The following is a 26,015-nucleotide window of genomic DNA, read 5'->3' as shown; positions in this document are numbered from 1 at the left end:
GCGTTTTCTTCATTGATCGCTGACGCGGCGGCTTAGTCTTCGTCGGCGTGCGGGTCGTATGCCGCGATGACTTCAGCCTGCACCTGCGGCGGCGTGCGCTCGTCGTGGCTGTAGTCCATGACGTAGCTGCCGGCGCCGTGGGTCATGCTCTTGAGCTCGTTGGCGTAGTTCTGCAGCATGCCCAGTGGCGCGACGGCTCGGACGGTGCAGTTGTCGCCGTCGACCATTGAGTCCTGCACGCGGCCGCGCTTGGTCGACAGATCACCCGTGATATCGCCCATGTACTGTGCTGGTGCGACGACCTCGACTTCGACGAAGGGCTCGAGCAGGGCGGGCTTGGCCTTGCGGCAGGCGTCGACGAAGGCGCGCTTGCCGGCCTTGAGGAAGGCGACTTCTTTCGAGTCGACGGCGTGGTACTTGCCGTCGTACACCTCGACCTTGATGTCCTGCATCGGGTAGCCGGCGATGGCGCCCTCGGTGAGCGCCTGGCGGATGCCCTTCTCGATGGCGGGCATGAACTGGCGGGGGATCGAGCCGCCGACCGTGGCGTTGACGAACTCGAAGTGCTCGCCGTGCTCGGCGGCCTCGCCGTTGAGGGGCGCCACGCGGAGGTAGACCTCGCCGAACTCGCCCGAGCCGCCCGACTGCTTCTTGTGGCGGTGGTGGCCCTCGGCGTTGGCGGTCACGGTCTCCTTGTAGGCGATCTTGGGCTGGTGGGTCTCCACCTCGATGCCGTACTGGCTCTTCATGCGTTCGAGCATGACCCGCAGGTGCATCTCGCCCAAGCCGCGGAGCACGGTCTCCTTGGTCGCGGCTACGCGGTCCATGATGAAGCACGGGTCCTCTGCCTGCAGCTTGGCGATGGCCGGGCCGAACTTCGACTCGTCCTTATGGTTCGAGAGCACAACGGCCAGGCCGAACATGGGCTTGGGCAGCGGAAGCGGGCGTAGACGCAGGTGCTCGTTGGCGTGGGCGTGCACGACGGTGTTGAACTCGATGTCATCGATCTTGCTGACGGCGACGATCTCGCCCGGGCCGGCCTCAGCCACGTCGACGTGGTCCTTGCCCTGCAGCCGGAAGAGCGTGTTGACGCGGACGGGCTTGCGGCCATCGCCGAAGTAGACCTCGTCCTTAACCTTGAGCGTGCCCTGGTGGATCTTCATGATTCCCAGCTTGCCCACGAAGGGGTCGCTGGAAACCTTGAACACGTGGGCCAGGAGCGGCTGGCTCGCGTCGGGCTTGGGCTCGAAGCTCTCGACGAGCTTGCCGTCGTCGTCGAGCTTCTGGAATGTGCGTGGGTTGGTCTCGAGCGGGCTGGGGCATTGGCTCTCGATGAGGTCGAGCAACGCGTCGGCCCCGGCACCGGTCTTCGCGCTTACGAAGCAGATGGGCACGAGGTGGCCCTCGCGAAGGGCCTGTTCGAAGGCATCGTGCACGGCCTTGCGGTCGAGTGAGGCGGCGCCACCCTCGAGGTACTTGGTCATCAGGTCGTCTTGCACCTCGACCACCTGCTCGACGATGCTGGTGTGGGCGCTCTCGACGTCGCCGAAGGCGGTCTCGCCGCTCGTGTCCTCGCCCAGGACGTCAACGACGCCCTCGCGGTCGGCGCTGGGCAGGTTCACGGGCACGCACACGTTGCCGAAGGTCTCTCGAATCTTGCCGAGGAGGCCGTCAAGATCTGCCTGTGCGTCATCGATCTTGTTGACGATGATCATCCGCGGCAGGTTGCGCTGCTCGGCGACGGACATGATGCGGCGCGTGCTGGTCTCGATGCCCTTCGCAGCGTCGATGACCACGCCGACGAGGCCCGCTGCAGGAATGCCGGCGATGGCCTGACCGAAGAAGTCTGCCAGGCCAGGCGAATCGATGAGGGTGACCAGGTTGCCGTTGCGCTCGTAGTGGGCGAGGCTGCTGGTCAGGCTGTGGCCGTGCTTCTTGGCCTCGTCGGTCCAGTCGGTGACGGTGTTGCCGTCTTCGATCGATCCCATGCGGTTGGTGGCACCCGACGCATTGAGGAGTCGCTCGATCAGGAGTGTCTTGCCCGCGCCGGCGTGCCCGGACAGGAGGAGGTTGCGGATCGTTGAAGGGTTGCGGACAGCCATAGGGGCGCCTCCGTCGGTATGGGCAGTGCCGGGGTTGGTCGAGTCGTCCCCGTCCGCCGAGCGTGTTGGCGTGGCCTGGCGCTGAGGGTCGCACGCGACCTCGGCCCACACGAATCAGCCACGACCCATCATACAGGACAAGGAAGGACGGCGTTATGGCATGGTCATCCCGTGCCAAGTCCGTGAAACCCTGCGGCTTGTAACGGCGGATGTTGCTGGGAGTAGAAACTCAAGAACGGGCCTCGGTCTCGAATAGCCGCGACTGGCGGTATGTTCTTTGACGGAGGGCTTTTGGAGCGGCCAGGATGGCCGGCTCCCAGTCGAAGCTCGTCTGCCCGCGTCGCCTGCCCACCCAGACTGTTAGGAGTTTGATACATGAACCGTGCCCCCTTGACCGTTGCCGCGGCCGCGCTGTCGGCTTGCGGCCTGCTCGCTCCCACGACGCTCGCCGACGACGCCGTGACCACGGACGACGTGCTGATCGAATTCGCCGCCAACCCAACGCCCGCCGACGTGGCGCTGGTCGAGTCGGTGGGGGGCGTCGTGCACCGGGTGTGGACGGTCGTGCCGGGCATGCACGCGACGCTGCCCGCGGGGGCGGCGGCCCAGCTCCTGGCACTCAACGGCGGCGTGGTCGGCATCGAGCCCAACGCCATCGGCACCTACTTCACCGAGTACGACCAGGTGTGGGGCGTGCGTCGTATCGGTTGCGAGGTCACGCACGCGGGCGGCGAGCGCGGCACGGGCGTGGCCGTCGGCGTGATGGACTCGGGATTGCGCGCGACGCACGAAGACATCGCCGACAACTTCGTCTTCGGCTACGACTTCGAGCGGATGACCTCGGACTTCAGCGATCCGTTCAGCCACGGCACGCACGTGAGCGGAACGGTCGCGGCGGTCGCAAACGGTGACGGAGCCATCGGCGTCGCGCCCGAGTCCGACCTGTACATGCTGAAGGTCGGAACGTTCGCCCCGTCGTCGTCGGGCGCCATCAACGCGCTGCAGTGGGCGTTGGACAACGACATCCAGGTCACCAACAGCAGCTTCACCGTGCCGGACTCGTCGCTGCTCCGCCAGGCATACGACAACACCTGGGATGCGGGCGTCATCCACTTTGCGGCGTCGGGCAACGGTGGGGGCGCCGCCATCAGCACCCCGGCCCGCTACGACAGCGTGATCGCGGTAGGCGCCACCGACGACCGCGACCGTCGTGCTGGATTCTCGCAGGGCGGGTCGAACCTGGAGCTCGTCGCCCCGGGCGTGCGGGTCTACTCGACCACGTCGAACCGCGACGATAGCTACGCCGAATTCGATGGCACGTCGATGGCCTCGCCCCACGCGGCGGGCGTCGCGGCGCTGATCATCGGCGCGGGCATCCAGGACGCCAACGGCAACGGCCGCGTCAACGACGAGGTCCGCCAGCTCATGATCGACACGGCGATCGACCTGGGCACCCCGGGCTTCGACACGAGCTTCGGCCACGGCCTGGTCAACGCCGAGGCGGCGCTCGACGTGGGTTCGGGCTGCATCGCCGACTTTGACGGCGACGGCGACCTGACGATCTTCGACTTCCTGGCGTTCCAGACCGCCTTCGACCTGGGTGACAGCGAGGCGGACATCAACGGCGACGGCGACCTGAACATCTTCGACTTCCTGGAGTTCCAGAACCTGTTCGCCACCGGCTGCTGACGCCGCCTGCGCGTGTGCGTCGCTAGCATCTCGCGATGAGCGACGCACACGCCAACGTCTCGGCCAGCAACGGCCAGCCCGCCCCGGTTGACGGGGTATTCACGCGGTTCGCGCCCTCGCCCACGGGCCATCTGCACGTGGGAGGCGCCCGGACCGCGCTCTTTTGTTGGGCTTTCGCCAAGGGCCGGGGCGGGACGTTCCTGCTGCGCGTCGAGGACACCGACCAGAAGCGTTCGAGCGAGGCGGCCGTCGCGGGCATCCTCGAGGACCTGGCGTGGCTGGGGATCGACTGGCAGGAGGGGCCCGAGCACGCCAACGCCCAGAAGAAGCTGGGCGGCGACCCGCGGGGCGTGGGGCCGTTCTTCCAGGCCGAGCGGGTCGACGCGTACAACATGGCGTTGGCCGAGCTGCTCGAGCGTGGGCGTGCGTACCCGGCCTTCGAGACGGCCGACGAGCTGGACGCCAAGCGCAAGGCGGCCCAGGATGCCAACGAGACGTACCGCTACAACCGGGCGGCCCTGGAGATCCCCGAGGCCGAGCGTCTCAGCCGGATGATGGCGGGCGAGCGGCACGTGGTGCGCTTCAAGGCTCCCGACCACGACGTCGTCGTTGCCGACTCGGTGCTGGGCGAGGTGCGTTTCGCGGCGGGCGAGCTCGATGACTTCGTAATCCGTAAGGCCGACGGGTTCCCCACGTACCACTTCGCGGTGGTCGTCGATGACCAGGCGATGGGCGTGAGCCACGTGCTGCGCGGGCAAGAGCACCTGCAGAACACGCCCCGGCACGTCGCATTGCAGCAGGCGCTGGGGTATCGCACGCCCGTCTATGCCCACCTGCCGCTGATCTTCAACCCCGACAACAGCAAGATGAGCAAGCGGGACAAGGACAAGGCCGTCCGGGCGTTCTGCAAGGAGCAGAAGATCGACGCTGCGCCCGATGGCACCATCGATGACGGGAGCTTTAAGGCGTGGCTTGGCGACAAGCGAGCGCAGCTCGCGACGGACGACCTGATGCGGCTCGCGGGCGCCATCGGCTTCACCCCGCCCGAGATCGACGTGGAGGACTTCCGGCGCAGCGGGTACCTGCCGCACGTCCTGTGCAACTACCTCGCGCTCCTGGGCTGGAACCCGGGCGAGAAGAACGAGGACGGCACCGACGTCGAGCGTTTCTCGATGGACGAGCTGGCCCGGAAATTCGACCTGCACCGCATCGGCAAGAGCGCGAGCAAGTTCGACCGGGAGAAGCTCATGGCGTTCAACGCCGACGAGATCCAGAACCGCATGAGCGACGAGCGATTCGCGGGCGAATGGCGGACGTGGCTCGAGCGGTACGACCGGGCGACGCTCGAAGCGTTGGGCGAGAAGTTGCCTATGGCCGCTGCTGCGGCGCGGCAGCGGACGCGCGTGCTGCGTGAGGCGGCGGGCGTGGTGGCGTTTGCTCTGGATGACGGCTTCGGGTACGACGAGAAGGCCGTCAACAAGGTGCTGCTCAAGAACGACGGCGAGGGGCTGGCGGCGCTGCGTGAGCTGGGGCCGGTGCTCGAGGCGGTCGAGCCGTTCGAGGCCGAGGCGATCGAGGCGGCCATCAAGCAATGGTGCGAGGGCAAGGGCCTGGGCATGGGCAAGGCGGCCCAGCCGCTGCGTGTGGCGATGACGGGCGGGACGGTGAGCCCGGGGCTGGGGCAAACGCTGGAACTCGTGGGCAGGGCGAAGGCGCTCGCCCGCATCGAGCGATGCCTGTCGGCCCACGAAGTGAAGAGCTAGCGGAGGAGGTTCGTGGGGATGGCCGAGCGGATCATGACGCTGCACCCGCAGGGCAAGGCGGGCGTCAACATCGAGAAGAGCAAGTACGACGAGATGCGTCGGGCGCTGCTCAAGGTCATCCCAAAAGACGACGAGGGCGTGCTCTTCGGCGACCTGGGCGATCTGGTCGTCGACCATTTGAATGAGGACGCCTACCCCAAGGGGCTGAGCGTCCTCTGGTACGTCACGACGGTGAAGCAGGACCTCGAAGCGCGCGGCCTGATCGAGCAGGTGCCCAAGGCCAAGCCGCAGCGCTTGCGACGCGTGAAGTAGGCTCGAACTTCAGCCCTGGACGATGCCCTTGCTCTCCAGGAAGCTCAGGACCTCTTGCACGCACTCGTCGATCGAGCGGCCCTCGGTCTTCAAGACGAGCTCGGCCTTCGGCGGGGCCTCGTAGGGGTCGTCGATGCCGGTGAAGCCCTTGATCTCGCCCGCGCGGGCCTTCTTGTAGAGGCCCTTGGGGTCGCGCTTCTCGCACTCTTCGAGGGGGGTGTCGACGAAGACCTCGAGGAAGGGCAGCTTCGACTCGTCGTGCATCTGGCGGCAGAGGTCGCGGTCGCGCACGTAGGGGCTGATGAAGCTGGTCAGGCTGACGACGCCAGCGTCGGCGAAGAGCTTGCTGACCTCGCCGATGCGGCGGATGTTCTCAGTGCGGTCGTCGGCGCTGAAGCCTAGGTTCTTGTTGAGGCCGTGGCGGACGTTGTCGCCGTCGAGGCGGTAGCTGTTGACGCCACGCTTGACGAGGACCTGCTCGACGGCGCTGGCGATGGTGCTCTTACCCGAGCCACTGAGGCCCGTAAACCAGACCGTGGCGCCCTTGGCCTTGAGAGCGCCCCAGCGTTCGTCGCGGCTGAGGTCGCCCTCGTGCCAGTGGATGTTGGTCGCCTTCACCTGACCGGTGGTCTGGGTCATTTCGCCTCCTGTTCGGTTTCTCGTGGCCCGGGGAGCCCCGGATTCGGCCCCTCGGGGAAGAGATCGTAGACGGCCTACCGCCGGGGAACCGATAGCGTTGCCGCCATGACCGTGCCCGAGACTGCCCCCGAAAAGCCCGAGAACCAGCCCGGCAAGCGGCCCGACGATCGGACGATCCGCGTGTGCTTCCAGCAGCCGGCGCTCCCGGCGTACCGCGTGCCAGTGTTCGCCGAGCTTGCCAGGCGCCCCGGGATCTCGGTGGAAGTGCTGTTCAGCGACAAGGCCAAGCTGCCCAACGTGGCGGCCGAGGGGTTCGAAGCGAGGCAGGTGCGCGAGCGATTCCTGCTGAAGCGGCCTCGCGAGGTCCGGTGGGTGTCGGCCCAGTTCGAGGCGGTCGACCCCGCCCGGGCGGACGTGGCAGTGCTGGAGCACAACTCGGGCGTGCCCAGCCTGCTGCCGGCGATCTGCCGGGCGAAGAAGCGGGGGGTGGGCGTCGTCGTGTGGGGGCACGGCTACTCGGTGCGGGACACGAAGTGGTCTCGGCGGCTGCGCAACTGGATCGGTCGCAAGGCCGACGCGATCGTGCTGTACAACCACCCGGCCCGCGAGCGACTGATCGAAGAGGGGCTCGACCCCGAGCGGCTATTCGTGGCGCTCAACGCGCTGGACCAGAGCCCGATCCAGGCGGCGCGCGAGCAGTGGCTCGCTGATCCCGAGCGTCTGGCCGCCTTCAAGCGTGAGCACGGTCTTGATCGTGGCCCGGTGGTGCTGTTCGTCTCTCGGTTGTATGCGCAGAACCGCATGGGCCTGCTGCTGCACGCGGCGGCGCGCCTGAGCGATCGCTGCCCGGACCTGGTCGTCGCGCTCGTGGGCGACGGCGACCAGCGCGAGCACCTGCTGGAGCTGGCGCGCAAGCTGGGAATCGCGGACCGCGTCGTCATGCCCGGGGCGATCTACGGCGAGGAGCAGCTTGCGCCGTGGTTCCTGTCCGCCACGGCGTTCTGCTACCCGGACTTCATCGGCCTCAGCGTCCTGCACGCGCTTGGCTACGGCGTGCCGGTGGTGACCAACCAGAACCTGTGGGATCATCCGCCCGAGGCGTGGGTGCTCGAGCACGAGCGGAACTCGCTGCTGGTCGACCTGGGCGAGCCGGGGTCGCTGGCCGACGCGATCGCCAGGCTGGTCGAAGACCCCGCGGCAGCACGGGCGATGGGCGAAGCCGGCCGCCAGACGGTCCTGGAGCGATGCACCGTCGAGAACATGGTCGACGGGCACGAGGCGGCCATCCGCTTTGCCTCCCAGCAGGCCCGGAATCGCCAGAAAGCCCGGTGAATTCCGGCCCCGGCGGCCCTCGGGGTTTGCTCCCATCGGGCATGCGACGTAACATCTCCATTCCCCGGATTGGTCGCCCGTGGCGCCCCGGGCCCGAACAACTCCAAGAACACCTCCAAGGAGGATGCGATGCCCGCGACGATGGCACCGAAGTCGGCCACCAAGTCCCTGATCGAGCCCCATGGCGGCACCCTGGTGAACCAGGTGGCCGACGGCGCTCGCCGCGACGAGCTGGTCGCCGAGGCCAAGGGCCTGGCCCGCGTCGACCTCTCGGCGAAGCAGTCGTGCGACGTCGAGATGATCGGGACGGGCGCCTTCAGCCCGCTCACGGGCTTCATGGGCTCGGCCGACGTCCGCGGCGTCATCGAGGACATGCGGCTCGAGAGCGGCGTGCGGTGGCCTATTCCGATCACGCTGAGCGTTGACGGCAGCAAGGCCCCGAAACAGGGCGAGCGCGTTGCGCTCTATGCGCCCAACGGCGAGCTGCAGGCCGTCATGACCGTTAAGGAGGTCTTCGCCCACGACCGCGAGGCCGAGGCGACGATCTTCTTCAACGAGCCGGGCGACGACGACGGGCAGCACCCCGGCGCCGAGGCGGTGAAGAAGGAAGGCGATACGTGCCTGGCCGGCCCGATCGAGGTGGTCACGGTGTGCGTGGACCCCGACGGCCCCGAGGCGTTCCTCGACAAGCGGCTGACGCCCGCGCAGACGCGCGAGGCCTTCGAGGGCAAGGGCTGGAGCACGGTCAGCGCCTTCCAGACTCGCAACCCCATCCACCGCGCCCACGAGTACCTGTGCAAGTGCGCCCAGGAGATCACCGACGGCCTGCTGATCCACCCGCTGGTGGGCGAGACCAAGCCCGGCGACATCCCCGCCGACGTCCGCATGGACTGCTACGAGGTGCTCGTCGACAACTACTTCAACACCGATCGCACGATGGTGACCGTGATGCCCGCGGCGATGCGGTACGCCGGCCCGCGCGAGGCCATCCTGCACGCGATCGTCCGCCAGAACTACGGGTGCTCGCACTTCATCGTCGGCCGCGACCACGCCGGCGTGGGCAACTACTACGGCACGTACGACGCGCAGACGCTCGTCGACCAGGTGACGACCGGTGCGGTCGGCGACCTCAAGATCACGCCGCTGAAGTTCGAGCACGCCGCGTGGAGCCACAAGGCCCAGGGCATGGTCAGCGGCAAGACGTTCCCCAAGATCGAGGGCGACCAGGTGTTCCTGAGCGGCACCAAGGTCCGCGAGATGCTGGCCAAGGGCGAGCGCCCCCCCGGCGAGTTCACGCGGCCGGAGGTTGCTGATGTGCTGATCAAGTGGGCGACGAGCTGAGGCTTGCGATCGTCTGTTCGAGCGAGGCCCGGGCGCGAGTCCGGGCTCTTTCATTTCGTGCGTCAGGGGCGTGGAGCAGACGCGGGCAGGCGCTGAACGGCCGGCGTGGCGCCGGGCGTGATTGGGTGTGCCTCACCGCCAGCCGTACAACAGGCGAAAGCCCTTCTTCTGGCTGAGTTCGTCCGCGTTGACCTGCAAGTACGACATGGCCCAGATGAGGGCCACGACCATCGCCAGCCCGCCCCAGAAGCCGACAACCCTCGCGATGCGGCGGCGTCGGTGGCGGCGCTCGGCCCGGTCGGCGAAGATCACGTGCGGTCGGCAGCCGCACTCGGGGCAGCGCCGCTCGTCGATCCTGCGCATGTCGTACTTGCAGTTTGGGCACCGCACTGCCAGAGGATAGCAGGGGAGATTTGAATCGGTTCTTGCCCAGGGGTGGAGTCGGCGGTGGCCGAAACGAATCCGTCGCTCTCGGTCGCGCAGGAGTGCGGAGCTAGGTCGAATCGGTCGAGTCCGCGGGCAGGGCTCCGGATGGCCCGTCGCCCGCGTCGTTGTCCTTCCCGAGCCTGGCGTAGGTGTTGAAGATGGCCAGCACGGCGATGCCGAAGCCCATGGCGGTGAGGGCGGCGGCCAGGTCGAGGGGCTTGGGCGAGGTGAGCGAGATGCGCAGCAGGATGGTCGAGATGACGAAGCCCGCGTTGCGGAACACGTACTGGTAGCCGTCGGTGATGGAGAACGAGACGATCAGGATCAGTACGTCGCTGAAGATCAGGATCTCGAAGAACCTGGGGAAGAAGATCAGGTCGGTGTCGATGCCCTTGACCTCGCCCGCCTTCGAGCTCTCGATCACGCTCCACAACCAGCCCACGAGGCCAACAACCGCGACGACCACGAAGATGATGCTGAGCACCACCGCGACGGCCTTCTTGAAGGAGACGAACGCCGTGATGGTGTTGGGGTCGAGGCGCAGCGGGCTGCGCTTGCGCAGGCGGTAGAAGACCGCGACGAGCGCGAACATGGCCAGCGCCGCCGCCATGTCGGCCAGCAGCACCAGCACGTCGCCCACCTGGCTGGCCCATTGCTCGGGGCTCTCCAACTCGCCGATGTCCTTGAAGACGCCGCGCACGATGATGAGCGAGATGATCTCGTACTGCTTGGCCACCGCGATGGACAGCGACTTGGGCAGCGCGACCACCAGCATCAAGACCTCGTAGAAGAGGATGAAGCTGAAGGGCGTGTAGATCGCGCTGAAGTAGTTCGTGTTGACGATCCGCAGCACCGGCAGGTCCATGTCGGCAAAGCGGCGTGCGGCGAAGATGAGCGCGACATTGACGATGAACCCCGCGCACGCGGCGATCATCACCAGAACCTCAAGGCGATGCAGGTTGGCGGGCGAGTAGAGCCGGTCGTATGTACGGGAGAGCGGCTGGATGGCGGGGTCCAGCAGCGTGGCGCAGGCTTGTTCAGTAGAGAGACTCATCTCCGAACCTCAATCGAATCCGGAATCGCCTCACCAAGCTCGGTTCGGCGGGGATTCGCGTAGCGGCATCCCACGCGTTTGGGGGGAACAACGAGGGACGTAGGGTTCCCGCCGCCTCGCGAGGACCAGCCGGTCCATTCGTCATGCTCCTGCGGGTCGAGCTCGGCTCTCGAACCACTCCAGCGTGACGTGCGGGATGGTCAACGCGAACAGCCCGATGAACACGATGCTCCAGCTCAACTGCACGGCATCCCCAAGCCCGGACCAGATCAGGACGGCCGCAGCGGCGAGGGCCCACGTGAGCACGGTCGGCAACGCCGAGGCCCTCAGGTACCGTGTGATCGCAGCACGCACCGACGCGCCCGGAGCGGCTGCCATGGCCGAGCGGAGCGAGTGTCGCACCGAGTGCCAGAAGCAGAAGTACATCGTGAAGGCAAGGATCGGCGGGGCGACGGCGAACCACGCGATGAGCACGAGGGGTTCGACCAGGACTCGCAGCCTTGCGGCGGGCGCTGCGTGGCTCACCCACAGCACCGAGGCGAGGATGCCAGGGCACGCGAGAACGAGCCAGACGACCCCCGCCACGCGAACGAGCGACGCATCGACTTCTTGGGCCCCGAGGATCGCGGAGAAAATCGTGGACACCGCTTCACTGTGGAAAGCCATCGGACTCGCGACCGGGATGGCTCCCCGGCTCAGGGCGAGCCACGTCCTCGTGCGTCGGCTGGTATGTTCGCACTCGAGATCATCGAGCCCCCAGTGGATCGCACCGCCCACGAGCAGCAAGGTCAGGCCGACCCAAGGCAACACCAACCACAACCCCAGGCCCAGCACCGCCAACGCCAGGTACGCGATGCCGAAGAGCAGCCACCAGGCGTTGCCGAGGCGATGGGCGAAGATGCGCCGGGCGACTTCGAGGTCGTACGCGCCGTGCGGCAGACCGATGAGTGCGACCGCAACCACCATGATGATCGCGGATGTCAGCGGCGGTGGCGAACCAAAGGCGAGAACGAGGGCGCCCGCGACCAGCGTGGCGACGCTGATGGCCCACGTGTACATCGCCAACACGGAACGGCCGTCGATCGGAGCCGGCGCCTCGGTCGAGGCGATCATCCGACCAACCGTGGCCAAGCCGACGGGTGTGCGAGCACGTGGCGGATGACCTGTGCCTTTGGCATAGCCCACATTACGGCGAGGTAGTCGAGCGGTCGCGGCACATCGCCGAGGAATCTGATGAGTCCGTCCGTTGGGGCGTCACGGAAGAGCCGCGAGAACAGGTCGGGGGCCGCGTCATTCTGGGCGTCGAGCAGGGACAGCAGAACGCGGTCGAGCGCACCCAAGACCCGCGGGCGGGGTGGACGAGGCCTCGGTGCGTTCGAACGAAGGGCGTCCACGATCCTGCGAGCGTCGTGCTGGATGGCATCGAACGCATACCCGCTGCTGGCACGACCGATGCCGGCGCGTGTGCCGATCGCCCAGATCCTGGGCGTCGACGCCGGCCCGAGCGGTCGCAAGGTCATGGGCAGGACGCCCGACTCGCGGTAGACGATGCGGGTGGGGTCGACGCCCAGCACGCTCGTGGCATAGTCCGCGGCGTTCGACTCGTAGTCGATCCCTTCGGGGATGCCGGTCGTCAGGAACGTCGACTCGACGAGGACCCGGTCGGCACGGAACGGCAGGACGTACATGAAGTGAGCGCCGTGATGCTGCGAGACGCCAAAGTCCATGAGCGTCGCAACGCTGGGATCGACGGGAGTAGATGAGGTGTCGATCTCGATGCCGCCGAAGTGCTGCAGGAGCATGGGTTCGTTCGACGGGTGCGACGGCTGGGCGGGCGGACGGCCATCGAACACGTGCGAGAATCGCTCCGTCGACGCCCCATCGCCGGTGCGGAGCGAGAGCTCGACGCCATCGTCTCGCTCGGAGATCGCCTCGACGGAAGTTCCGAGCCTGATCGTGCATGATTCGGAAGACATCGCTTCTCGAGCGACTCGGAAGAAATCTTCCGCCCGGATGCACGAATAGGGATAGGACGAGGCGTCGACTTCGACGTCGATGCGCGCTGAGCGGACGAGCACACGATTCCACCGCGTGTGGATCGCGTCGGCGAAGCGGTGGGGCCGCACGTCCCAGAAGCACCATGTCCGGCGGGACCCGAGGCTGGCCGCAGGCTCGAAGACCGAGACGTGCACGCCCGGGCATCGGGCGAGGATCTCGCACGCGAGGGAGCAGCCCGCGCAACCTCCGCCGGCGATGGCGATGCGGCTGCCGGGCTGGAGTGCGCTCATGCCGAGGCGACCCGCAACGCTCGTACCGCGCCGTGGAGCGACTCGTCGTGCGTGTCGGAGGGTCCGAGGGGGAGCGATTCGAGTGATGAGGCCCACAGGGCGGCCATGGTGCGGAGGGCCTTGCCGGCGCCGCTGGTCCTCGATCGCTGTCGCAGGGCGCGTTCGTAGTCGCGTCGAACGACGCCGCCGATGGCGCGGTAGTTCCAAGCCGCCGAGCGAATGCCGCCGCGGACCGCAATCGGCAGGAAGTGCATTCCGAGCTCCGCGCTCTCGTAGTAGGTTTCGGCGGTGTCCAGCAGCCGCTGAACGGCGAGGCAGACCTCGCCGGCGTGCTCCCCTACGCCGGGCTCGGTGTGCTGCACGGTCGCGAGCACCCGCTCGGCGTCGACCCACTCGGCGGGGACGTAGACGCGATCGGTCCGTGCGTCTTCGGCGACGTCTCGGGCGATGTTCGTGAGCTGCATCGCGATGCCGAGGTCGACCGCAAAGGAATCGCCCCGTGGATCGACGCCCAGGATGCGGCACATCATCAGCCCCACGGTCGAGGCGACGCGGTAGGAGTACCGGAGCAGTTCGTCCTCGGTTTGGACGCGGACGGTGCCGAGGTCGCACCGGACGCCCTCGATCAGCTGCTGTGGGAGGACGAGCGGGATGTGGTATTGATCGGAGAGCGATCGGAACGCATTGACGACGGGCGAGCGGTCGTGCGCTCCGCGAAGCCCCGAGGCGATCTCGTCGAGGAGCGCTTCGGGCGTGTGATCTTCGGAGCCGTCGACGGCGTCTGCGCTGTCGTCGATGGCGCGGCACAATGCATACAAGAGGGCCAAGTCTTGCCGCACGCGGCGGGGCAGGACGAGCGACGCGCTGTAGAACGTGCGTCCGCAACGTCGCAGGATCTCTACAGGGTCGACGCTTCCGTAGACCTGCTCTGCCGGGGTGGGATGGTCGCTCGCGGCGTTCGCGTTCATCCGAGGGCCTCCGATGGGACGGCGTTGTCGCGGACCATGCATCGCATCGCGGTCTTGGCGGTGCAGAGCGTTCCGGGGATTCCGGCTCCGGGATGGGTCCCTGCGCCCGCGAGGTACATGTTGCGGTAGTGCGGGCAGCGGTTGTGGAAGCGCAGGTAGGCCGACTGCGAGAGCACGGGCTGCACGCTGAAGCCAGCGCCGGCCGGTGATTCGAGCTCGCTCTCGAAATATTGGGGCGTCACGGCAAACTTGGTGACCAGGTTCTGTCGCAGTCCGGGGGCGAGGTGGCTCTCGATGCGCTCGAGCACCAGGTCGTGGTACCGGTCGGCCCGGGATTGCCAATCGTCGTAGAGCTTGAGATTGGGCACCGGTGCGAGGGCGTAGAAGCACTCGTGTCCCGGGGGCGCCATCGACAGGTCCGACCTCGTGGGCGCGTGCACGTACAGGCTCGGATCTTTGGGCACGACGCCCCGGTCGAAGATGTCCTTGAGCAGCGACTTGTAGCGGTCGCTCAGCAGGATCGTGTGGTGCGCCAGTTCGGGATACTCGGTCGACGTACCGAAGTAGGAGACGAACAGGCCCATCGAGAGCTTCATGGACTTGGCACGCAGCCGCGTCCGCAGGTGCCGCCCGCTCGGTGGCAGCAGCTTGGTATACAGCGTGACCGGATCGCCGGCGGAGAGGAACAGGTCACCCCTGACCTCTCGCCCGGACTCGAGATGCGCCGAAGCGATCTGATTCGAGCGTGTCTCGATCCGGGAGACGGCGTCGCCCAGGACGAGTTCGACGCCGGCCCGAACGAGCAGCCCTTCGAGGGCCTTGACGATCGCGGTCGTGCCGCCCATCGCGTAGTGGACGCCAAACTTCTGCTCAAGCGGCTGGATGAGCCCATAGATGCAAGACGTCGTGAACGGATTCCCGCCCACCAGCAACGGCTGGAACGTGAAGACCTGACGCAAGCGCTCGTTCTTGATGTGCGACGCTACGAACGAGTACATGGAGCGCTGGGCTCCCAAGCGGATCATGTCGGGCACGGCTCGCACCATGGAGCCCGCGGTGTCGAAGGGCTGGTCGCCCAGGCCCTCGTAGCCGATGCGGTAGATCTCCTCGGCCTTTCGCAGCATGCGGCGGTAGCCGTCCTGGTCTGCAGGCTCGAACCGGGCGATCTGCTCGCACATGGTGTCGGGGTCGCCGCCGTAGTCGAAGTGCCGGCCGTCTTCCCATTGCACGCGGTACCAGGGCCAGACCGGGCGGAGGTCGACGTGGTCGTGCAGCGATTCGCCAAAGAGCTGGAAGAGCTCGTCGAGCAGGTAGGGGGCGGTGATGACGGTGGGGCCGGCATCGAAGGTGAACCCGTCTCGCTCGAAGGTCCGTGCGCGGCCGCCGATCTCGGGCAGCCGGTCCACGAGCGTGACCTTGCAGCCCGCAGCGGCCAAACGAAGAGCGGAGGCGATGCCCGCGAAGCCGGCGCCAATCACGACTGCGGTGCGTCGGCCCGAGTCGAGGACCGCCGGGCGGCCGGGCGAGGCCGTGGTGGCTGCCGCCCCGGGCGGCTCGGATTGGAGCGTTGCGTGCTGCACGAGAAAGCGGTCGCGGCGACGCTAATCGCCGCGACCGTGGATGACACGAATCTCTTACGCGGGCACGACGGCCGTTGCCCGGGCCTCCTCGTCGAGGCCTTCGATCTCGCTCTTCTTGCGAGCGATCATGTAGATGACGACACCGAAGCCGGCCTTGGCCGTGATGTCGGCGATGGTGTAGCCGACCTGGAGGCCGACGACGGCGGTCGTGCTCATGCCGGACTCACCGCCCGAGCCCAAGGCACCGATGACGTAGGCGATCGGGTAGAACGACCAGGTGATGAGCACCACGATGCGGGCCAGGTTGATCAGGCCGCGCGCTTCGGCGGGCTGCTTCTCGATGGCCGCGCTGAGCTGGGTGAAGAGGACGGCGAGGATGATGCAGAAGGGGATCATGCTGGCGATGAACCAGCCCCAGATGGCGGCGGCGCTACCACCGGTCGAGATGGCGTTCTCTCCCGGGTAGCCCAGCACGATCATGAGGAGCACCGCCGGGATCAGGATCCGGAGGTACTTGGCCGTCTCGGCCTTGGTCAGCGCCATCACGGCGATGAGCTCAACCATCAGCAGCGGCACGGTCAGCAGCCAGTCCGCGTAGCGGTAGAAGTCGTTGAACGGCTTCCCGGTGGCGGCGTACACGCCCGCGTCATTCAGCGCGAACGCGTTGCCGAACGAGATGCGGATCTGGAAGTAGTGATAACAGGCGATGGCCGTCACGAGGCCGGTAATGACCATGGCGGCCTTGTACTTCTTGTTCACCCTGGGAGCGAAGAAGAAGAACAGCGTGGCGGCACCCATCGTCGCGACCGTCAGCGACAGCAGGTTGTACACCACGTTGAACTCGAATGAACTCAGATCTGGCACTGCGTGCTCCTTCCTCGGGTTCGGAGTGGGTCCGGCCCGCCTTTCAAAGAGGAACTACCAACCGAACAACTACTCCGTGCCGTCGTATGCACGCGCGGCATGTGCGTGCTTCCAGCTTTCGTTGAGTACAGACGACACGACTCGGGGTACGAAATAGGCGCCGGTCACGGCCGACGCCATGGACATGATCATGTCTGAGGGCAGCGTCACGAGCTGCGAAGCGATGAGCGCGAAGCAGGCGCCGCACGCGACCGCGAACACCGCCGCGTAGACGATCGCCGGAAGGGCGGCCATCGTCCTGGCCGTCTTGGAGCGAATGAAGAAGCCAAGGCTGCCGGCCGAGACGATGAGCAGGAAGCCCGGTCCACCGCCGCCGGGGTTCAGGCCGCTCCACGTCGCACCATCGATGAATCGGTCTTGGAACACGACGAGCCACGCGACGCACACGCACGCTCCGAGCACAGCCGCGAACAAATCGAGGGCCGAACCGAAGATGTGGCGTTGATCGGTCATGGTGGTGCCGTTGCCTGCGTGGACACGATGCGAGGTCATGTTCTAACTCACGTTCTGCAGCAAGCACACGAAGCATCACGCCAAGTCGGCAGGTGTTCGCGTTGCGATGCGAGCATACCGCCACAACTTACCTTGCAGATCGGCATCGCGGCACGGCAACGGGCTCTCCCGCAGGTTTGCCGGTAATCCCTATCGAGCATCCGCTTGTCGCGAGTGACGCACGTTCAAGGCATCTCATGACAGATACCCCCCGCGGGACGCGGGTTGGCCGAGATGCGACGAGGGAGATCGGAAGAAGACGACCGTGCGGTGCGGCTAAGAACCCGGCGGCGATGCGGGAGGCGTCGCACCCGGGCGCCCGAGCACTTTTTCGGTGAGCTTCTTGAGCTGCTCGACGTATTTCAGAAGCGCCGCGGGCCGGGGCGTGCGCTCCACGAGCGCCAGGATGGCGTCGCGGTGCTCGGCCAGCGAGGCTTTTGGAGCGCTCGTGTCGCCGTCGGAAACGTCGTCGAAGAGCTGGTACAGGCGTCCGAGCGCCACGCCGAAGCCTTGGGCGACCGCGTGGGCCTCGGCGTCGATTCGGCCCGCCGCAAGCACGCCCAGCCTGGCGGCCAGCGCGAACAGCGCGCCGGTCTTCTCGTCGGCGATCTGCGACCAGTCGGCCGAAGCCTGCTCGCCCGCAAGGTGCAGGTCCTTGAGCTGGCCGCTGCACAGCGAGGCGAGCGCGTCGCTCATGAGCGTGACGGCGTGCGCCGGGTGCGGAGACTCGGCGCCCAGGCGGAACGCGTGGCCGATCATCGCGTCCGACGCGAGCAGTGCGTGCGCTGGAGAGGATGCGGCGTGCACGGCCGGCATCCCGCTGCGCATCTCGTCGTCGTCCATGATCGGGAGGTCGTCCTGGATCAGGCTCGCCTTGTGTAGCAGCTCGACGGCCACGCCGAAGCGATGCCACGAATCGGTATCGGCGCCATGGGCCAGGGCGAAGGCCTCGACGAGCCTCGGTCGGAGCCGCTTGCCGTTCGCGCAGAACTCACCGGCGACGGTGCGCACCTCGACGGGCAGCCGACCGACCTCGAGCAGCATGGCATCCTCGAAGCCTGGATGGGAAGGACTGGTCATTGGCACCCCGTCGTGGCTCGGCCGGCGCCCCGCTTCATGCCAAGGGGCTCCGCAAGAGTCTACGGGCGCGTGGTGTTGGGCGCCGGCTCGTCCAGGGGTTTGGTCACGGGGTTGCTCGCACGCGCCGCTCGGGCAGCGGGCCGGGGTCCTTGACGTCCCACGCCAGGCCCACGCGGCGCATGAGGCGGATCGTCGTCCACGTAGGATCGAACTCCCACCAGCGGCGGCCGTGGGCGGCGCACCTGGGGTCGGCGTGGTGGTTGTTGTGCCAGCCCTCGCCGAAGGCGATGATCGCGACCCACCAGTTGTTGCGGCTGTCGTCGCTGGCGTCCTCGAAGTTCTTGTAGCCCCAGGTGTGCGCGGCCGAGTTCACGAACCAGATCGCGTGAAACACCAGCACGGTGCGTAGCGCGACGCCCCAGACCACCCAGCTGATGCCAAGACCGGGCCGGATGAACTCGCCCGCCACCAGCAGCACCGCCGCGAGCAACAGCGGGAACAGCCAGTACACGCGGTCGATGCGGGCGATGGTGCGGTCGCGTACCAGGTCCTTGGCAAACTGCCTGGGGTCGGGCTCGGTCTTGAAGAACGTCCAGCGCACGTGCGACCAAAAGAAGCCGTGCGTGGGCGAGTGCGGGTCTTCGTCGCCGTCGGTGTGGGCGTGGTGCATGCGGTGCGTGCCGACCCACTCGATGGGCCCGTGCTGGAGGCTGAGGCAGCCGACGACAGTGAGCGCGAGCTCGACCCACCGCGGCGTGCGGAACGACCGGTGCGTCAGCAGCCGGTGCCAGCCCAGCGTGATGCCGATGCCGCTGCTGAACCAGAACAGCACGAGGCACCAGGCCAGGCCGCTCCACGAGAAGACGAACGGCGCGGCGAGGCACAGCGCGTGTCCCACGATGATCATGACGGTGTTCCCGCGATGCAGCCGCAGCCCGGAGCGGCGTTCGTCGCCGGGCGTGGGGCGGTCGTGGTCGTGCTGGTCGGGTGCTGCGTCGGGGGCGTGCGTGTCGATGGCGGTCATGCAGAGAACTATTGACCGACCACGCGACGAGGCCAACCCACGCCGCCAACCGATGCTCGGAAGCGCCAACAGGGAAACCTGGGGCGGAAGCCAGGATTCGTTTCGGCCACAGCCCGACCCAGCCTCCGACCATAGCCGAAACGAAACGAGATCCCGCTTACGCCATCCGCATGAACGTGTGCGGATCGCCCCGCAGCCCCGCGCCGTGGCGTTCCCAGAGCTCGTCTTCGGCGCCGCGATTCAGCACGTTGCGCGTGTGGGCCCGCCCCGGCCGCGTCGCCTCGGGCCATCGCTCGAGCACCTGCTCCACCGTCAGCCCGGGCGGCTCGGTGGGCAGCAGACCCTCGATGATCTGCTGGAGCCCCTCGCTGCGCAGCGTGCCGGGCTGGCCAAGCATGCGGTAGCCCTGGGGCGTCAGGTCGAGCACCATCTCGGGCGGGACTTCTGGGTAGCGGCCATACGCGGTCAGCTTGCGGCGCGTGTCGGCGGCGTCTTGGGGGTTGAAGCGGCGCAGCTCGACGATTGCATCGACGAAGCCGGGCAGCGCGCCGCTGCCCCGGCTGGCCTGGGCCTGGTCGCCCTCGCCCTTGCGCGGGTGGTGCACGAGCAGGACCGCCGCGCCGGCGTTGTTGAGGTTCCGCAGCGGCGCGAGCGCGTGCACCACCTCGCTCGCGTCGTTCTCGTTGTGCACGGGCCACAGGCTGGGCAGCGTGTCGAACACCACCATCGCCAGCGACCGCTCGCGCACGGCCGACGTCAGCTTGTCGATCAGGTCGATCCACTGCTGATGGGAAGGCCTCGCGAACGACTCGCGCTGCAGCAGCAGGTTGGTCGAGCCCAGCTTCAGCGCATCGCGCCGCCGCGCCCACACGCCCGCGGGCTCTTCGCTCACGATCGCCACCGGGTCTTGCATCGGCACGTCGACCAGCCCCGTGCCCAGCGGCAGGTCTCGCAGCAGGTGCCCCAGCAGCGTGGTCTTGCCGGCCTTCCACAGCCCGGTCAGCAGCGTGACGCCCCCGCGCGCCACGTAGCCCGGCCAGATCCAATCGGGCGACTCGCTGGGTCCGAGCTCGCCCAATGCGGTGAGCGTGAATTCGTTTCGGCTATGCTCCGGGGCTGGGTTGGTCGGTGGCCGAATCGAATCGGAGCCGGGCTTGCTCGCATCGATCTTCTTGGCAGTCGGCGTCGGCCCGATGCTCCCGTCGGTCAGGTTCACGCGCATGATGCCACCCCCGCCTCGACGAACCGCGCCGTCAGTTCGCGGATCAGCACCGCCGCCGTGCCCTGCACCGGCAGCCCGAAGGGCACGTAGCCCAGGATCGCGTGGCGGTTCTCGTGCGCGATCGACCGCGCCGCGTCGCGCACCATGGGCACTTGCAGGTGGCCGTCCATGACGCGGCCGAGCACCTCCAGGCCCAGGTCGCGGTGCTGGTCGAGCAGGTCCAGGTTCTGCCGATCGCGCGCCAGCACGAACACGGTGTTGGTCGGCACGTCGATCGATCCATCCCACGCGCGCATCGCGGCGCAGCTCCTCTTCAGTTGCATCTCCAGGCGGTCCATGAGCAATCCCCATCGTCGGTGAGCGAACGAGCGAAGGGGGCTGCGATCCAAGAACGAACGGGCAATGCACTGTTTCCGTGCAATCAACGCGATGCAACAAGCAAGGCCCCGAGCGCCGCGAGATAGCGCACACGGGTGGTGATGGGGCTCATTCTGTTGGGCCTACACGGGCGTTAGCCCTCGCCGGAGTCCTGCGCCTCTTCCGCCTCACGCTCCGCCCGACGCTCCGCTTCCCGCTCTTCCAGCGCCTTGCCGTAGGCGATCATCACCATGAATGCGGTGGGCAGGGCGTACTCGCCCGCGGTGCTGGCCACGCTCTCCAGGCTCTTGTGCTGGCCGTTCTCGACCTCGATGGCAAGGTCGAGCAGCACGTTGTGCACGCTGCCAACGAGCTCGCCCCAGATCTCGAACTCCTCGTCGTTCTGCGGCAGGAAGCGTCGCAGCGCCGGTTGATCGAGCGGCAGCTTCAGGTACCACTCGCCGTCCTGCTCGACCAGGCTCAGCCCGACCACCGGCTTGCCCTGCCAGCTCAGCGCCACGATGTCGTCGGTGATGCGCATGGGCTGCAGCTTGTCGCCGTGGCGTTCGAGCCAGCCGTAGGGGTCGGCCATCAGCTCGCGCACGACGCTGTCGAGCCCCTGCCGCATTCGCCGTTCGTCGCGCATCGCGCCCGGCGCACCGCGGGCCACGCCGCCCTGGGCCGTCAGCGCCCGGCCGATGATGCTGGTGATCTCGCCGCTCTCGGCCGCCTCGTCGGCCCGCACGCGGATCTTCTCGACCTCCTCTGGGAACTCCTCGGCCACGGCTTCGCCCAGCCGCTGCAGCGCGCCCATCGTCCGGCCCAGGCGATCGATCACCAGGCGCTCGCCGTCGCCCTCGGTCCACACCAGCTCGCTCAGCCGCCGGGCGTTGCCGTCCAGCACCATCTGGCGGGCCGAGTCGACGAGCGCCTCGGGGCTCTCCTGGCTGTAGTCCTGCTCGCAGCCAGCCAAGACGGCCACCGCCAAGAGCGCAAGAGCAACGAACGCGAGGGGGCGGGTAGGGTTCATACATAGACCGTACGCCGCGGTGGACCCGATCGTTGCGGCCCGGTTACCATCGGCCATGGCCCAGGCAACGCAATCCATCTCGCTGAACGTCAACGGTGAGCAGCGCGAAGCCCCCCACGGCACGACCATCGCCGGCCTCATCGAGCAACTCGGCCTCAGCAGCACGGCTTGCGCCGTCGAGGTCAACCGCGAGCTGGCCCCCAAGGCCACCCACGAGACGCACACGCTCGCCGATGGCGACGAGGTCGAGATCGTCACCCTCGTCGGCGGCGGGTAGGCCTGCCCGTTGCAACCTGGCCTCGGAGCGTTCTGTACCATCCCGATCGGGAGGTACGCCCATGTTCCGCAGCCAGGCCGCCACGTCGCTCTTCGCAACGCTCGCAGTCGCCGCACTCGCCCACGCCCAGCCGGTCTTCCCAGACGTCCTCGAGTTCGAGGTCGAGAGCTCGGCCTCGGTCACCATCGACACGCTGCCGACGCCGCTTTCTGATGCCGCGATGGCCTTCGACGACGACCCGGTCAGCCCCGAGGCCGAGGCCCTGGCCGAGATCGAGCGCGACCCCTTCGGCCACCAGGGCGCCTCGTGCGAGGTCGTGACCGATGGCTGGGCCCCGGGCAGCACGCGGATCGCGCTGGGCACGAGCCTGCGCTTCGACCTCGGAGAGTGGCGGCCCGCGTCGTCGCCGCGTGAGCGCACCGCCCGGGGCTCGTGGAGCCACCGCCTGGTCTTCCAGATCGACCGGACAGCACGCGTCGACCTGAGCATCCGTCCCACGCTCTTCGACGACGTCGCCTTCTTCGATTACGAGCCCGGCCGCCTGACCGGCCCCGATGGCGTCATCGTCAGCGGCGTGCCCGCACCCGGGGTCAGCTCGTGGATCTGGTTGCTCACGCTGGAGCCGGGGCAATACACGTTCGAGTCCTTCGGCGCCTTCGAGGCCATGATCGACTCCAGGGATGGCCTCAGCGATCGGGCGGGCATGGACATCGCGTTCATGAGTTTCTTCGCGCCCCCCTGCCGACCCGACCTCGACGGCGACGGCGAATTGACCATCTTCGACTTCCTGGCCTTCCAGAACCTCTTCGACGCGGGTGATCTCGAGGCCGACTTCGACGACGACGGCGAACTCACGCTGTTCGACTTCCTCGCCTTCCAGAACGCCTTCGCCGCCGGCTGCCCGTAGTCCCACGCTCAGTCATGACTGGAGATGTGCCAATGGTCCCATCGACGATTGCGTTTGCCAGCCTTGCTCTGGCTTCGGCGTGCCACGCGCAGATCTTCTTCCGCCTCATCGAGACGGAGGTCGCCTGCACCTCGCGGGCCGAGCTCCACACGCCGCCAACGCCACTGGTCGGCCAGGAGTCGGACAGCGACACCACGCGGCCCTTCCCCGACGTTGAAACCGATGTCGAGCTTGGTCGGGGCACCTTCGCCGAGCCGAGGATCCGTTCTTGGGGTGATGGCGGCGGGCGATTGCTGGACGCGACGAGCTTCTTCATGAACTCGAGCGTGAACTTCAGCGCGGATAGCTCGTCCCATCCCGCGCCCCCACGCCGCGTGGCCGCCGGGTCGTGGCGGCAGTACGCGAAGTTCGAGATCTACCGGGCCGCCCAATTGCACCTCAGTGTCCGCCCATCGCTGTTCGACGACCTGAGCTATACCGAGTACACACCGGGCACGCTCACCGACGCCGACGGCAACATCATCGTCAGCGGCCAGCCCACCGGCAGCTCGACCTGGATCTGGCAGGTGACGCTCGCTCCGGGCGTGTACACCTTCGAGGCCAGCGCCGCCTACGAGATCGCGTTTGATGATGGTGCGCGACAGGGCGACAGCGCCAGGCACACCGTCGACCTCTCGCTGCGACCCCTGCCGTGCCTGGCCGACTTCGACGGCGATGGTGAACTCACCGTGTTCGACTTCCTGGCCTACCTGAACGCCTTCGATGCCGGGCGGACCGAGGCCGATCTCGATGACGACGGCATGCTGACCATCTTCGACTTCCTCGTGTTCCAGAACGCCTTCGACGCGGGCTGCGGGTAAAGGTCGCCCAAGGCTCGGGGCGGGCTTTGCCTACAGTGCCCCGATGTCCCAGACGACGGCCGGAAACCCGCTCGACACGCTGCCCCTGGTCGACGACCTGAGGTACATCGCACCCGATCGGGCGGACCCGGGCGACGCGTCGCAGGTCGTGAGCCTCAACCCCGCGACGGGCCAACCGCTGGCGGGCGTCCGCCTCGACGGAGCTGCCCAACTCGAAGAAGCGATCGAGCGTGCGAGGGCGTCGTTCTTGAAGTGGCGATCGGTGCCCGCGCCCGAGCGGGGCGAGGTCGTCCGCCGCATCGGCCACGCCCTGCGCGAGCACAAGGACGCGCTGGGCGCGCTCGTCAGCATGGAGGTCGGAAAGATCAGGAGCGAGGGCCTGGGCGAGGTCCAGGAGACCATCGACATCGCCGACTACGCCACTGGCTTGTCGCGCATGATCGGCGGCCGAACCATGCCCAGCGAGCGGGCCGACCACAGGCTCTTCGAGCAGTGGCAGCCGCTCGGGCCCATCGGCGTCATCACCGCCTTCAACTTCCCCAACGCCGTCTGGGGCTGGAACGCGATGATCGCGGCCGTCTGCGGCGACACGGTCGTGTGGAAGCCAAGCCTGATGGCCCCGCTCACCGCGATGGCGACCAACGCCATCGCCGGCAGGGTCGCTCGCGAAATGGGCCACGAAGGGATCTTCAACCTCGTCATCGGCACCGACGAGACGGTCGCCAGGCCCATGACCGCCGACGCCCGCCTCCCGCTCATCAGCGCGACCGGTTCGACGGAGATGGGCCGAAAGGTGGGCCAGGTCGTCGCGGCCCGCCTGGGCAGGTGCCTGCTCGAGCTGGGCGGCAACAACGCCGTGATCGTCGAGCCCGACGCCGACCTCGACCTGGCCGTGCCCGCCCTGTTGTTCGCCGCGGTGGGCACCGCCGGCCAGCGGTGCACCAGCACGCGCCGGCTCTTCGCCCACGAGTCGATCATCGAGCCACTGCTCGAGCGGCTCGTTGACGCCTACGAGCGAGCGCCGATCGGCGACCCGATGGACGACAACACGCTCGTGGGCCCGCTCATCACCGAACGATCGGGCGAGGCCTTCGACGCCGCGATCGAAGAAGCGAAGAGTCAGGGCGGCACCGTGCTCGTCGGTGGCGAGCGGGCCGACGTCTCGCTGGGCGGCTGCTTCGTGAAGCCGACGATCGTCCGCGCCCCCGCGAGCAACCGGCTCGCGGTCGCCGAGCGCGAGACTTTCGCGCCGATCCTCTACGCGTTCTCGTACCGCGACCTCGACGACGCCATCGCGATGCACAACTCGACCGCCCACGGGCTGAGCAGCGCCATCATGACCAGCGACGTGCGAGCCAGCGAGCGATTCCTCTCGCCTGCCGGCAGCGACTGCGGCATCGCCAACGTCAACATCGGTACCAGCGGCGCCGAGATCGGCGGCGCGTTCGGCGGCGAGAAGGACACCGGCGGCGGACGCGAGGCCGGCAGCGATAGCTGGAAGGCCTACATGCGTCGCCAGACGTGCACGATCAACTACGGCGCCTCACTGCGCCTCGCCCAGGGGGTGCGCTTTGGCTGAATCGGCCCGCTCCGACAATCCCGGCATGGCGAGCGCCACCGACGCGGCCCGCCTGGCTGCCACCGAGACCGCCAACGACGCCCTCGCTCGCGCTGCCGTCGCCGACATCCAGCCCGGCATGGTCGTCGGCATCGGGACGGGCCGGACCGCCCGCCGAGCCATCGCCGCGCTGGCCGGCCGGGTCATCGCCGAGCAGCTCGACATCACCTGCGTCTCGACGAGCGAGGCCAGCAGCGCCTACGCGCTCGAGCTCGGCATCAAGGTCCGCGAGTTCGCGACCATCGAGCGGGTCGACTACCTCTTCGACGGCGCCGACGAGGTCGACGGACACCTCCGCATGCTCAAGGGTGCGGGCGGCGCGATGACACGCGAGCGCCTCGTCGCCACCGCCGCCGAGCGCCGCGTCTACCTCGTCGAGGAAGAGAAGCTCGTCGAGCACCTGGGCGAGCGGACGCCGCTGGCGGTCGCGGTCATGGCCTTCGGGCTCGCAACGATCCGGGCGAACCTCCGCACGCTGGGCCTCTCGGGCGTGCTCCGCCGCAGCATGGACGGCACGCTGTACGTGACCGACAATGGCAACCTCATCCTCGACGTCCAGCTCCACGGCGGTGGCGACGACGACGGCCACAACTACGAGCGCCTGGCCGCCGCCCTCAACAACACCCCCGGCGTCATCGAGCACGGCCTCTTCCTGACCGAGGCCAGCGAGGTGCTGGTGCGCCGCAACGACGGCAGCATCGAGCGGCTGCTTCGGCCGCCCGCCGAATAG

Annotated in this window: 25 protein-coding genes; 10 read left to right on the top strand and 15 right to left on the bottom strand. The window is 67.8% G+C overall.

Annotated elements, in window-relative coordinates; all coding sequences use genetic code 11:
• Window positions 1–32: 32 nt before the first annotated feature.
• Window positions 33–2,102 carry an elongation factor G gene (fusA, locus tag RIA68_02800; GenBank protein MEQ8316364.1) on the bottom strand — a complete coding sequence of 690 codons (2,070 nt, stop codon included), beginning with the start codon at window positions 2,100–2,102 and terminating at the stop codon, window positions 33–35.
• A gap of 375 nt (window positions 2,103–2,477) precedes the next feature.
• Here fusA and RIA68_02795 point away from each other — a divergent pair, with 375 nt between their 5' ends.
• The 3 genes from RIA68_02795 to RIA68_02785 are packed head-to-tail and all read left to right on the top strand — an operon-like array spanning window position 2,478 to window position 5,866.
• Window positions 2,478–3,791, top strand: coding sequence for a S8 family serine peptidase (locus RIA68_02795; protein MEQ8316363.1), 1,314 nt, complete (start codon window positions 2,478–2,480; stop codon window positions 3,789–3,791).
• A 35-nt stretch (window positions 3,792–3,826) separates the two neighbouring features.
• Complete coding sequence (gene gltX / locus RIA68_02790) at window positions 3,827–5,554, top strand: glutamate--tRNA ligase (GenBank protein MEQ8316362.1); 1,728 nt, start codon at window positions 3,827–3,829, stop codon at window positions 5,552–5,554.
• Between the two features lie 18 nt (window positions 5,555–5,572).
• On the top strand, window positions 5,573–5,866 hold the full coding sequence (locus tag RIA68_02785; protein MEQ8316361.1) for a hypothetical protein: 294 nt from the start codon (window positions 5,573–5,575) through the stop codon (window positions 5,864–5,866).
• Window positions 5,867–5,875: 9 nt separating this feature from the next.
• Here the strand turns inward: RIA68_02785 and cysC are convergent, their stop codons facing one another.
• Window positions 5,876–6,505, bottom strand: a complete 630-nt coding sequence (cysC, locus tag RIA68_02780) for an adenylyl-sulfate kinase (GenBank protein MEQ8316360.1) — start codon at window positions 6,503–6,505, stop codon at window positions 5,876–5,878.
• Window positions 6,506–6,610: 105 nt separating this feature from the next.
• Between cysC and RIA68_02775 the strand changes: the two genes are divergently transcribed.
• Both RIA68_02775 and sat read left to right on the top strand, forming a co-directional pair.
• Window positions 6,611–7,837, top strand: a complete 1,227-nt coding sequence (locus RIA68_02775; GenBank protein MEQ8316359.1) for a glycosyltransferase family 4 protein — start codon at window positions 6,611–6,613, stop codon at window positions 7,835–7,837.
• Between the two features lie 129 nt (window positions 7,838–7,966).
• A complete protein-coding gene (gene sat / locus RIA68_02770; protein ID MEQ8316358.1) occupies window positions 7,967–9,178 on the top strand; it encodes a sulfate adenylyltransferase in 1,212 nt (403 codons plus the stop codon).
• A gap of 132 nt (window positions 9,179–9,310) precedes the next feature.
• On the opposite strand, the gene RIA68_02765 is transcribed toward sat, so the two are convergent.
• From RIA68_02765 to RIA68_02705, 13 genes are all read right to left on the bottom strand, one after another.
• On the bottom strand, window positions 9,311–9,568 hold the full coding sequence (locus RIA68_02765) for a hypothetical protein (protein MEQ8316357.1): 258 nt from the start codon (window positions 9,566–9,568) through the stop codon (window positions 9,311–9,313).
• Between the two features lie 103 nt (window positions 9,569–9,671).
• On the bottom strand, window positions 9,672–10,658 hold the full coding sequence (locus RIA68_02760; protein ID MEQ8316356.1) for a hypothetical protein: 987 nt from the start codon (window positions 10,656–10,658) through the stop codon (window positions 9,672–9,674).
• A 141-nt stretch (window positions 10,659–10,799) separates the two neighbouring features.
• Window positions 10,800–11,771, bottom strand: a complete 972-nt coding sequence (locus tag RIA68_02755; protein MEQ8316355.1) for a Brp/Blh family beta-carotene 15,15'-dioxygenase — start codon at window positions 11,769–11,771, stop codon at window positions 10,800–10,802.
• Window positions 11,768–12,946, bottom strand: a complete 1,179-nt coding sequence (locus RIA68_02750) for a lycopene cyclase family protein (GenBank protein MEQ8316354.1) — start codon at window positions 12,944–12,946, stop codon at window positions 11,768–11,770. Before RIA68_02750 ends, RIA68_02755 begins: the two co-directional genes overlap by 4 nt.
• Window positions 12,943–13,914 carry a phytoene/squalene synthase family protein gene (locus RIA68_02745; protein ID MEQ8316353.1) on the bottom strand — a complete coding sequence of 324 codons (972 nt, stop codon included), beginning with the start codon at window positions 13,912–13,914 and terminating at the stop codon, window positions 12,943–12,945. The genes RIA68_02750 and RIA68_02745 overlap by 4 nt, the downstream gene beginning before the upstream one ends.
• The gene (gene crtI, locus RIA68_02740) at window positions 13,911–15,494 is read right to left on the bottom strand and encodes a phytoene desaturase family protein (GenBank protein ID MEQ8316352.1); all 1,584 of its coding nucleotides are present in this window, start codon (window positions 15,492–15,494) and stop codon (window positions 13,911–13,913) included. Before crtI ends, RIA68_02745 begins: the two co-directional genes overlap by 4 nt.
• 54 nt (window positions 15,495–15,548) lie before the next feature.
• Window positions 15,549–16,358: a bacteriorhodopsin-like gene (locus RIA68_02735; protein ID MEQ8316351.1), complete on the bottom strand. Its 810-nt coding sequence runs from the start codon at window positions 16,356–16,358 to the stop codon at window positions 15,549–15,551.
• 69 nt (window positions 16,359–16,427) lie between these two features.
• Window positions 16,428–16,910: a hypothetical protein gene (locus RIA68_02730; GenBank protein ID MEQ8316350.1), complete on the bottom strand. Its 483-nt coding sequence runs from the start codon at window positions 16,908–16,910 to the stop codon at window positions 16,428–16,430.
• Window positions 16,911–17,186: 276 nt separating this feature from the next.
• Complete coding sequence (locus RIA68_02725; GenBank protein MEQ8316349.1) at window positions 17,187–17,990, bottom strand: polyprenyl synthetase family protein; 804 nt, start codon at window positions 17,988–17,990, stop codon at window positions 17,187–17,189.
• A gap of 103 nt (window positions 17,991–18,093) precedes the next feature.
• On the bottom strand, window positions 18,094–19,014 hold the full coding sequence (locus RIA68_02720) for a fatty acid desaturase (protein MEQ8316348.1): 921 nt from the start codon (window positions 19,012–19,014) through the stop codon (window positions 18,094–18,096).
• Window positions 19,015–19,171: 157 nt separating this feature from the next.
• Window positions 19,172–20,236: an AAA family ATPase gene (locus RIA68_02715; protein MEQ8316347.1), complete on the bottom strand. Its 1,065-nt coding sequence runs from the start codon at window positions 20,234–20,236 to the stop codon at window positions 19,172–19,174.
• Window positions 20,227–20,559 (bottom strand): hypothetical protein, encoded by a 333-nt coding sequence (locus RIA68_02710; protein MEQ8316346.1) that lies wholly within the window; start codon window positions 20,557–20,559, stop codon window positions 20,227–20,229. Before RIA68_02710 ends, RIA68_02715 begins: the two co-directional genes overlap by 10 nt.
• A gap of 188 nt (window positions 20,560–20,747) precedes the next feature.
• Complete coding sequence (locus tag RIA68_02705) at window positions 20,748–21,623, bottom strand: hypothetical protein (protein ID MEQ8316345.1); 876 nt, start codon at window positions 21,621–21,623, stop codon at window positions 20,748–20,750.
• 55 nt (window positions 21,624–21,678) lie between these two features.
• Between RIA68_02705 and thiS the strand changes: the two genes are divergently transcribed.
• The 5 genes from thiS to rpiA all read left to right on the top strand — a co-directional run bounded on the left by thiS (window position 21,679) and on the right by rpiA (window position 26,015).
• Window positions 21,679–21,900 (top strand): sulfur carrier protein ThiS, encoded by a 222-nt coding sequence (gene thiS, locus RIA68_02700; GenBank protein MEQ8316344.1) that lies wholly within the window; start codon window positions 21,679–21,681, stop codon window positions 21,898–21,900.
• A 61-nt stretch (window positions 21,901–21,961) separates the two neighbouring features.
• Entirely contained in the window at window positions 21,962–22,807 is an 846-nt protein-coding gene (locus RIA68_02695) for a GC-type dockerin domain-anchored protein (protein MEQ8316343.1), read from the top strand.
• A 32-nt stretch (window positions 22,808–22,839) separates the two neighbouring features.
• A complete protein-coding gene (locus RIA68_02690) occupies window positions 22,840–23,667 on the top strand; it encodes a GC-type dockerin domain-anchored protein (GenBank protein MEQ8316342.1) in 828 nt (275 codons plus the stop codon).
• 43 nt (window positions 23,668–23,710) lie between these two features.
• The gene (locus RIA68_02685) at window positions 23,711–25,246 is read left to right on the top strand and encodes an aldehyde dehydrogenase family protein (protein MEQ8316341.1); all 1,536 of its coding nucleotides are present in this window, start codon (window positions 23,711–23,713) and stop codon (window positions 25,244–25,246) included.
• Window positions 25,247–25,271: 25 nt separating this feature from the next.
• Window positions 25,272–26,015, top strand: a complete 744-nt coding sequence (rpiA, locus tag RIA68_02680; protein MEQ8316340.1) for a ribose-5-phosphate isomerase RpiA — start codon at window positions 25,272–25,274, stop codon at window positions 26,013–26,015.

It is taken from the genome of Phycisphaerales bacterium (assembly GCA_040217175.1).
Taxonomy (GTDB): Bacteria; Planctomycetota; Phycisphaerae; order Phycisphaerales; family UBA1924; genus JAHCJI01.
Note: the sequence above shows the minus strand (reverse complement) of the source record. Positions and strands in the feature narration are given on the sequence as shown.

Excerpts from the sequence above, each read along its gene's own strand:
- fusA (MEQ8316364.1), bottom strand. The coding sequence starts at position 2,102 with ATGGCTGTCCGCAACCCTTCAACGATCCGCAACCTCCTCCTGTCCGGG.
- RIA68_02795 (MEQ8316363.1), top strand. The coding sequence starts at position 2,478 with ATGAACCGTGCCCCCTTGACCGTTGCCGCGGCCGCGCTGTCGGCTTGC.
- gltX (MEQ8316362.1), top strand. The coding sequence starts at position 3,827 with ATGAGCGACGCACACGCCAACGTCTCGGCCAGCAACGGCCAGCCCGCC.
- RIA68_02785 (MEQ8316361.1), top strand. The coding sequence starts at position 5,573 with ATGGCCGAGCGGATCATGACGCTGCACCCGCAGGGCAAGGCGGGCGTC.
- cysC (MEQ8316360.1), bottom strand. The coding sequence starts at position 6,505 with ATGACCCAGACCACCGGTCAGGTGAAGGCGACCAACATCCACTGGCAC.
- RIA68_02775 (MEQ8316359.1), top strand. The coding sequence starts at position 6,611 with ATGACCGTGCCCGAGACTGCCCCCGAAAAGCCCGAGAACCAGCCCGGC.
- sat (MEQ8316358.1), top strand. The coding sequence starts at position 7,967 with ATGCCCGCGACGATGGCACCGAAGTCGGCCACCAAGTCCCTGATCGAG.
- RIA68_02760 (MEQ8316356.1), bottom strand. The coding sequence starts at position 10,658 with ATGAGTCTCTCTACTGAACAAGCCTGCGCCACGCTGCTGGACCCCGCC.
- RIA68_02755 (MEQ8316355.1), bottom strand. The coding sequence starts at position 11,771 with ATGATCGCCTCGACCGAGGCGCCGGCTCCGATCGACGGCCGTTCCGTG.
- RIA68_02750 (MEQ8316354.1), bottom strand. The coding sequence starts at position 12,946 with ATGAGCGCACTCCAGCCCGGCAGCCGCATCGCCATCGCCGGCGGAGGT.
- RIA68_02745 (MEQ8316353.1), bottom strand. The coding sequence starts at position 13,914 with ATGAACGCGAACGCCGCGAGCGACCATCCCACCCCGGCAGAGCAGGTC.
- RIA68_02730 (MEQ8316350.1), bottom strand. The coding sequence starts at position 16,910 with ATGACCTCGCATCGTGTCCACGCAGGCAACGGCACCACCATGACCGAT.
- RIA68_02725 (MEQ8316349.1), bottom strand. The coding sequence starts at position 17,990 with ATGACCAGTCCTTCCCATCCAGGCTTCGAGGATGCCATGCTGCTCGAG.
- RIA68_02720 (MEQ8316348.1), bottom strand. The coding sequence starts at position 19,014 with ATGACCGCCATCGACACGCACGCCCCCGACGCAGCACCCGACCAGCAC.
- RIA68_02715 (MEQ8316347.1), bottom strand. The coding sequence starts at position 20,236 with ATGCGCGTGAACCTGACCGACGGGAGCATCGGGCCGACGCCGACTGCC.
- RIA68_02710 (MEQ8316346.1), bottom strand. The coding sequence starts at position 20,559 with ATGCAACTGAAGAGGAGCTGCGCCGCGATGCGCGCGTGGGATGGATCG.
- RIA68_02705 (MEQ8316345.1), bottom strand. The coding sequence starts at position 21,623 with ATGAACCCTACCCGCCCCCTCGCGTTCGTTGCTCTTGCGCTCTTGGCG.
- thiS (MEQ8316344.1), top strand. The coding sequence starts at position 21,679 with ATGGCCCAGGCAACGCAATCCATCTCGCTGAACGTCAACGGTGAGCAG.
- RIA68_02695 (MEQ8316343.1), top strand. The coding sequence starts at position 21,962 with ATGTTCCGCAGCCAGGCCGCCACGTCGCTCTTCGCAACGCTCGCAGTC.
- RIA68_02690 (MEQ8316342.1), top strand. The coding sequence starts at position 22,840 with ATGGTCCCATCGACGATTGCGTTTGCCAGCCTTGCTCTGGCTTCGGCG.
- RIA68_02685 (MEQ8316341.1), top strand. The coding sequence starts at position 23,711 with ATGTCCCAGACGACGGCCGGAAACCCGCTCGACACGCTGCCCCTGGTC.
- rpiA (MEQ8316340.1), top strand. The coding sequence starts at position 25,272 with ATGGCGAGCGCCACCGACGCGGCCCGCCTGGCTGCCACCGAGACCGCC.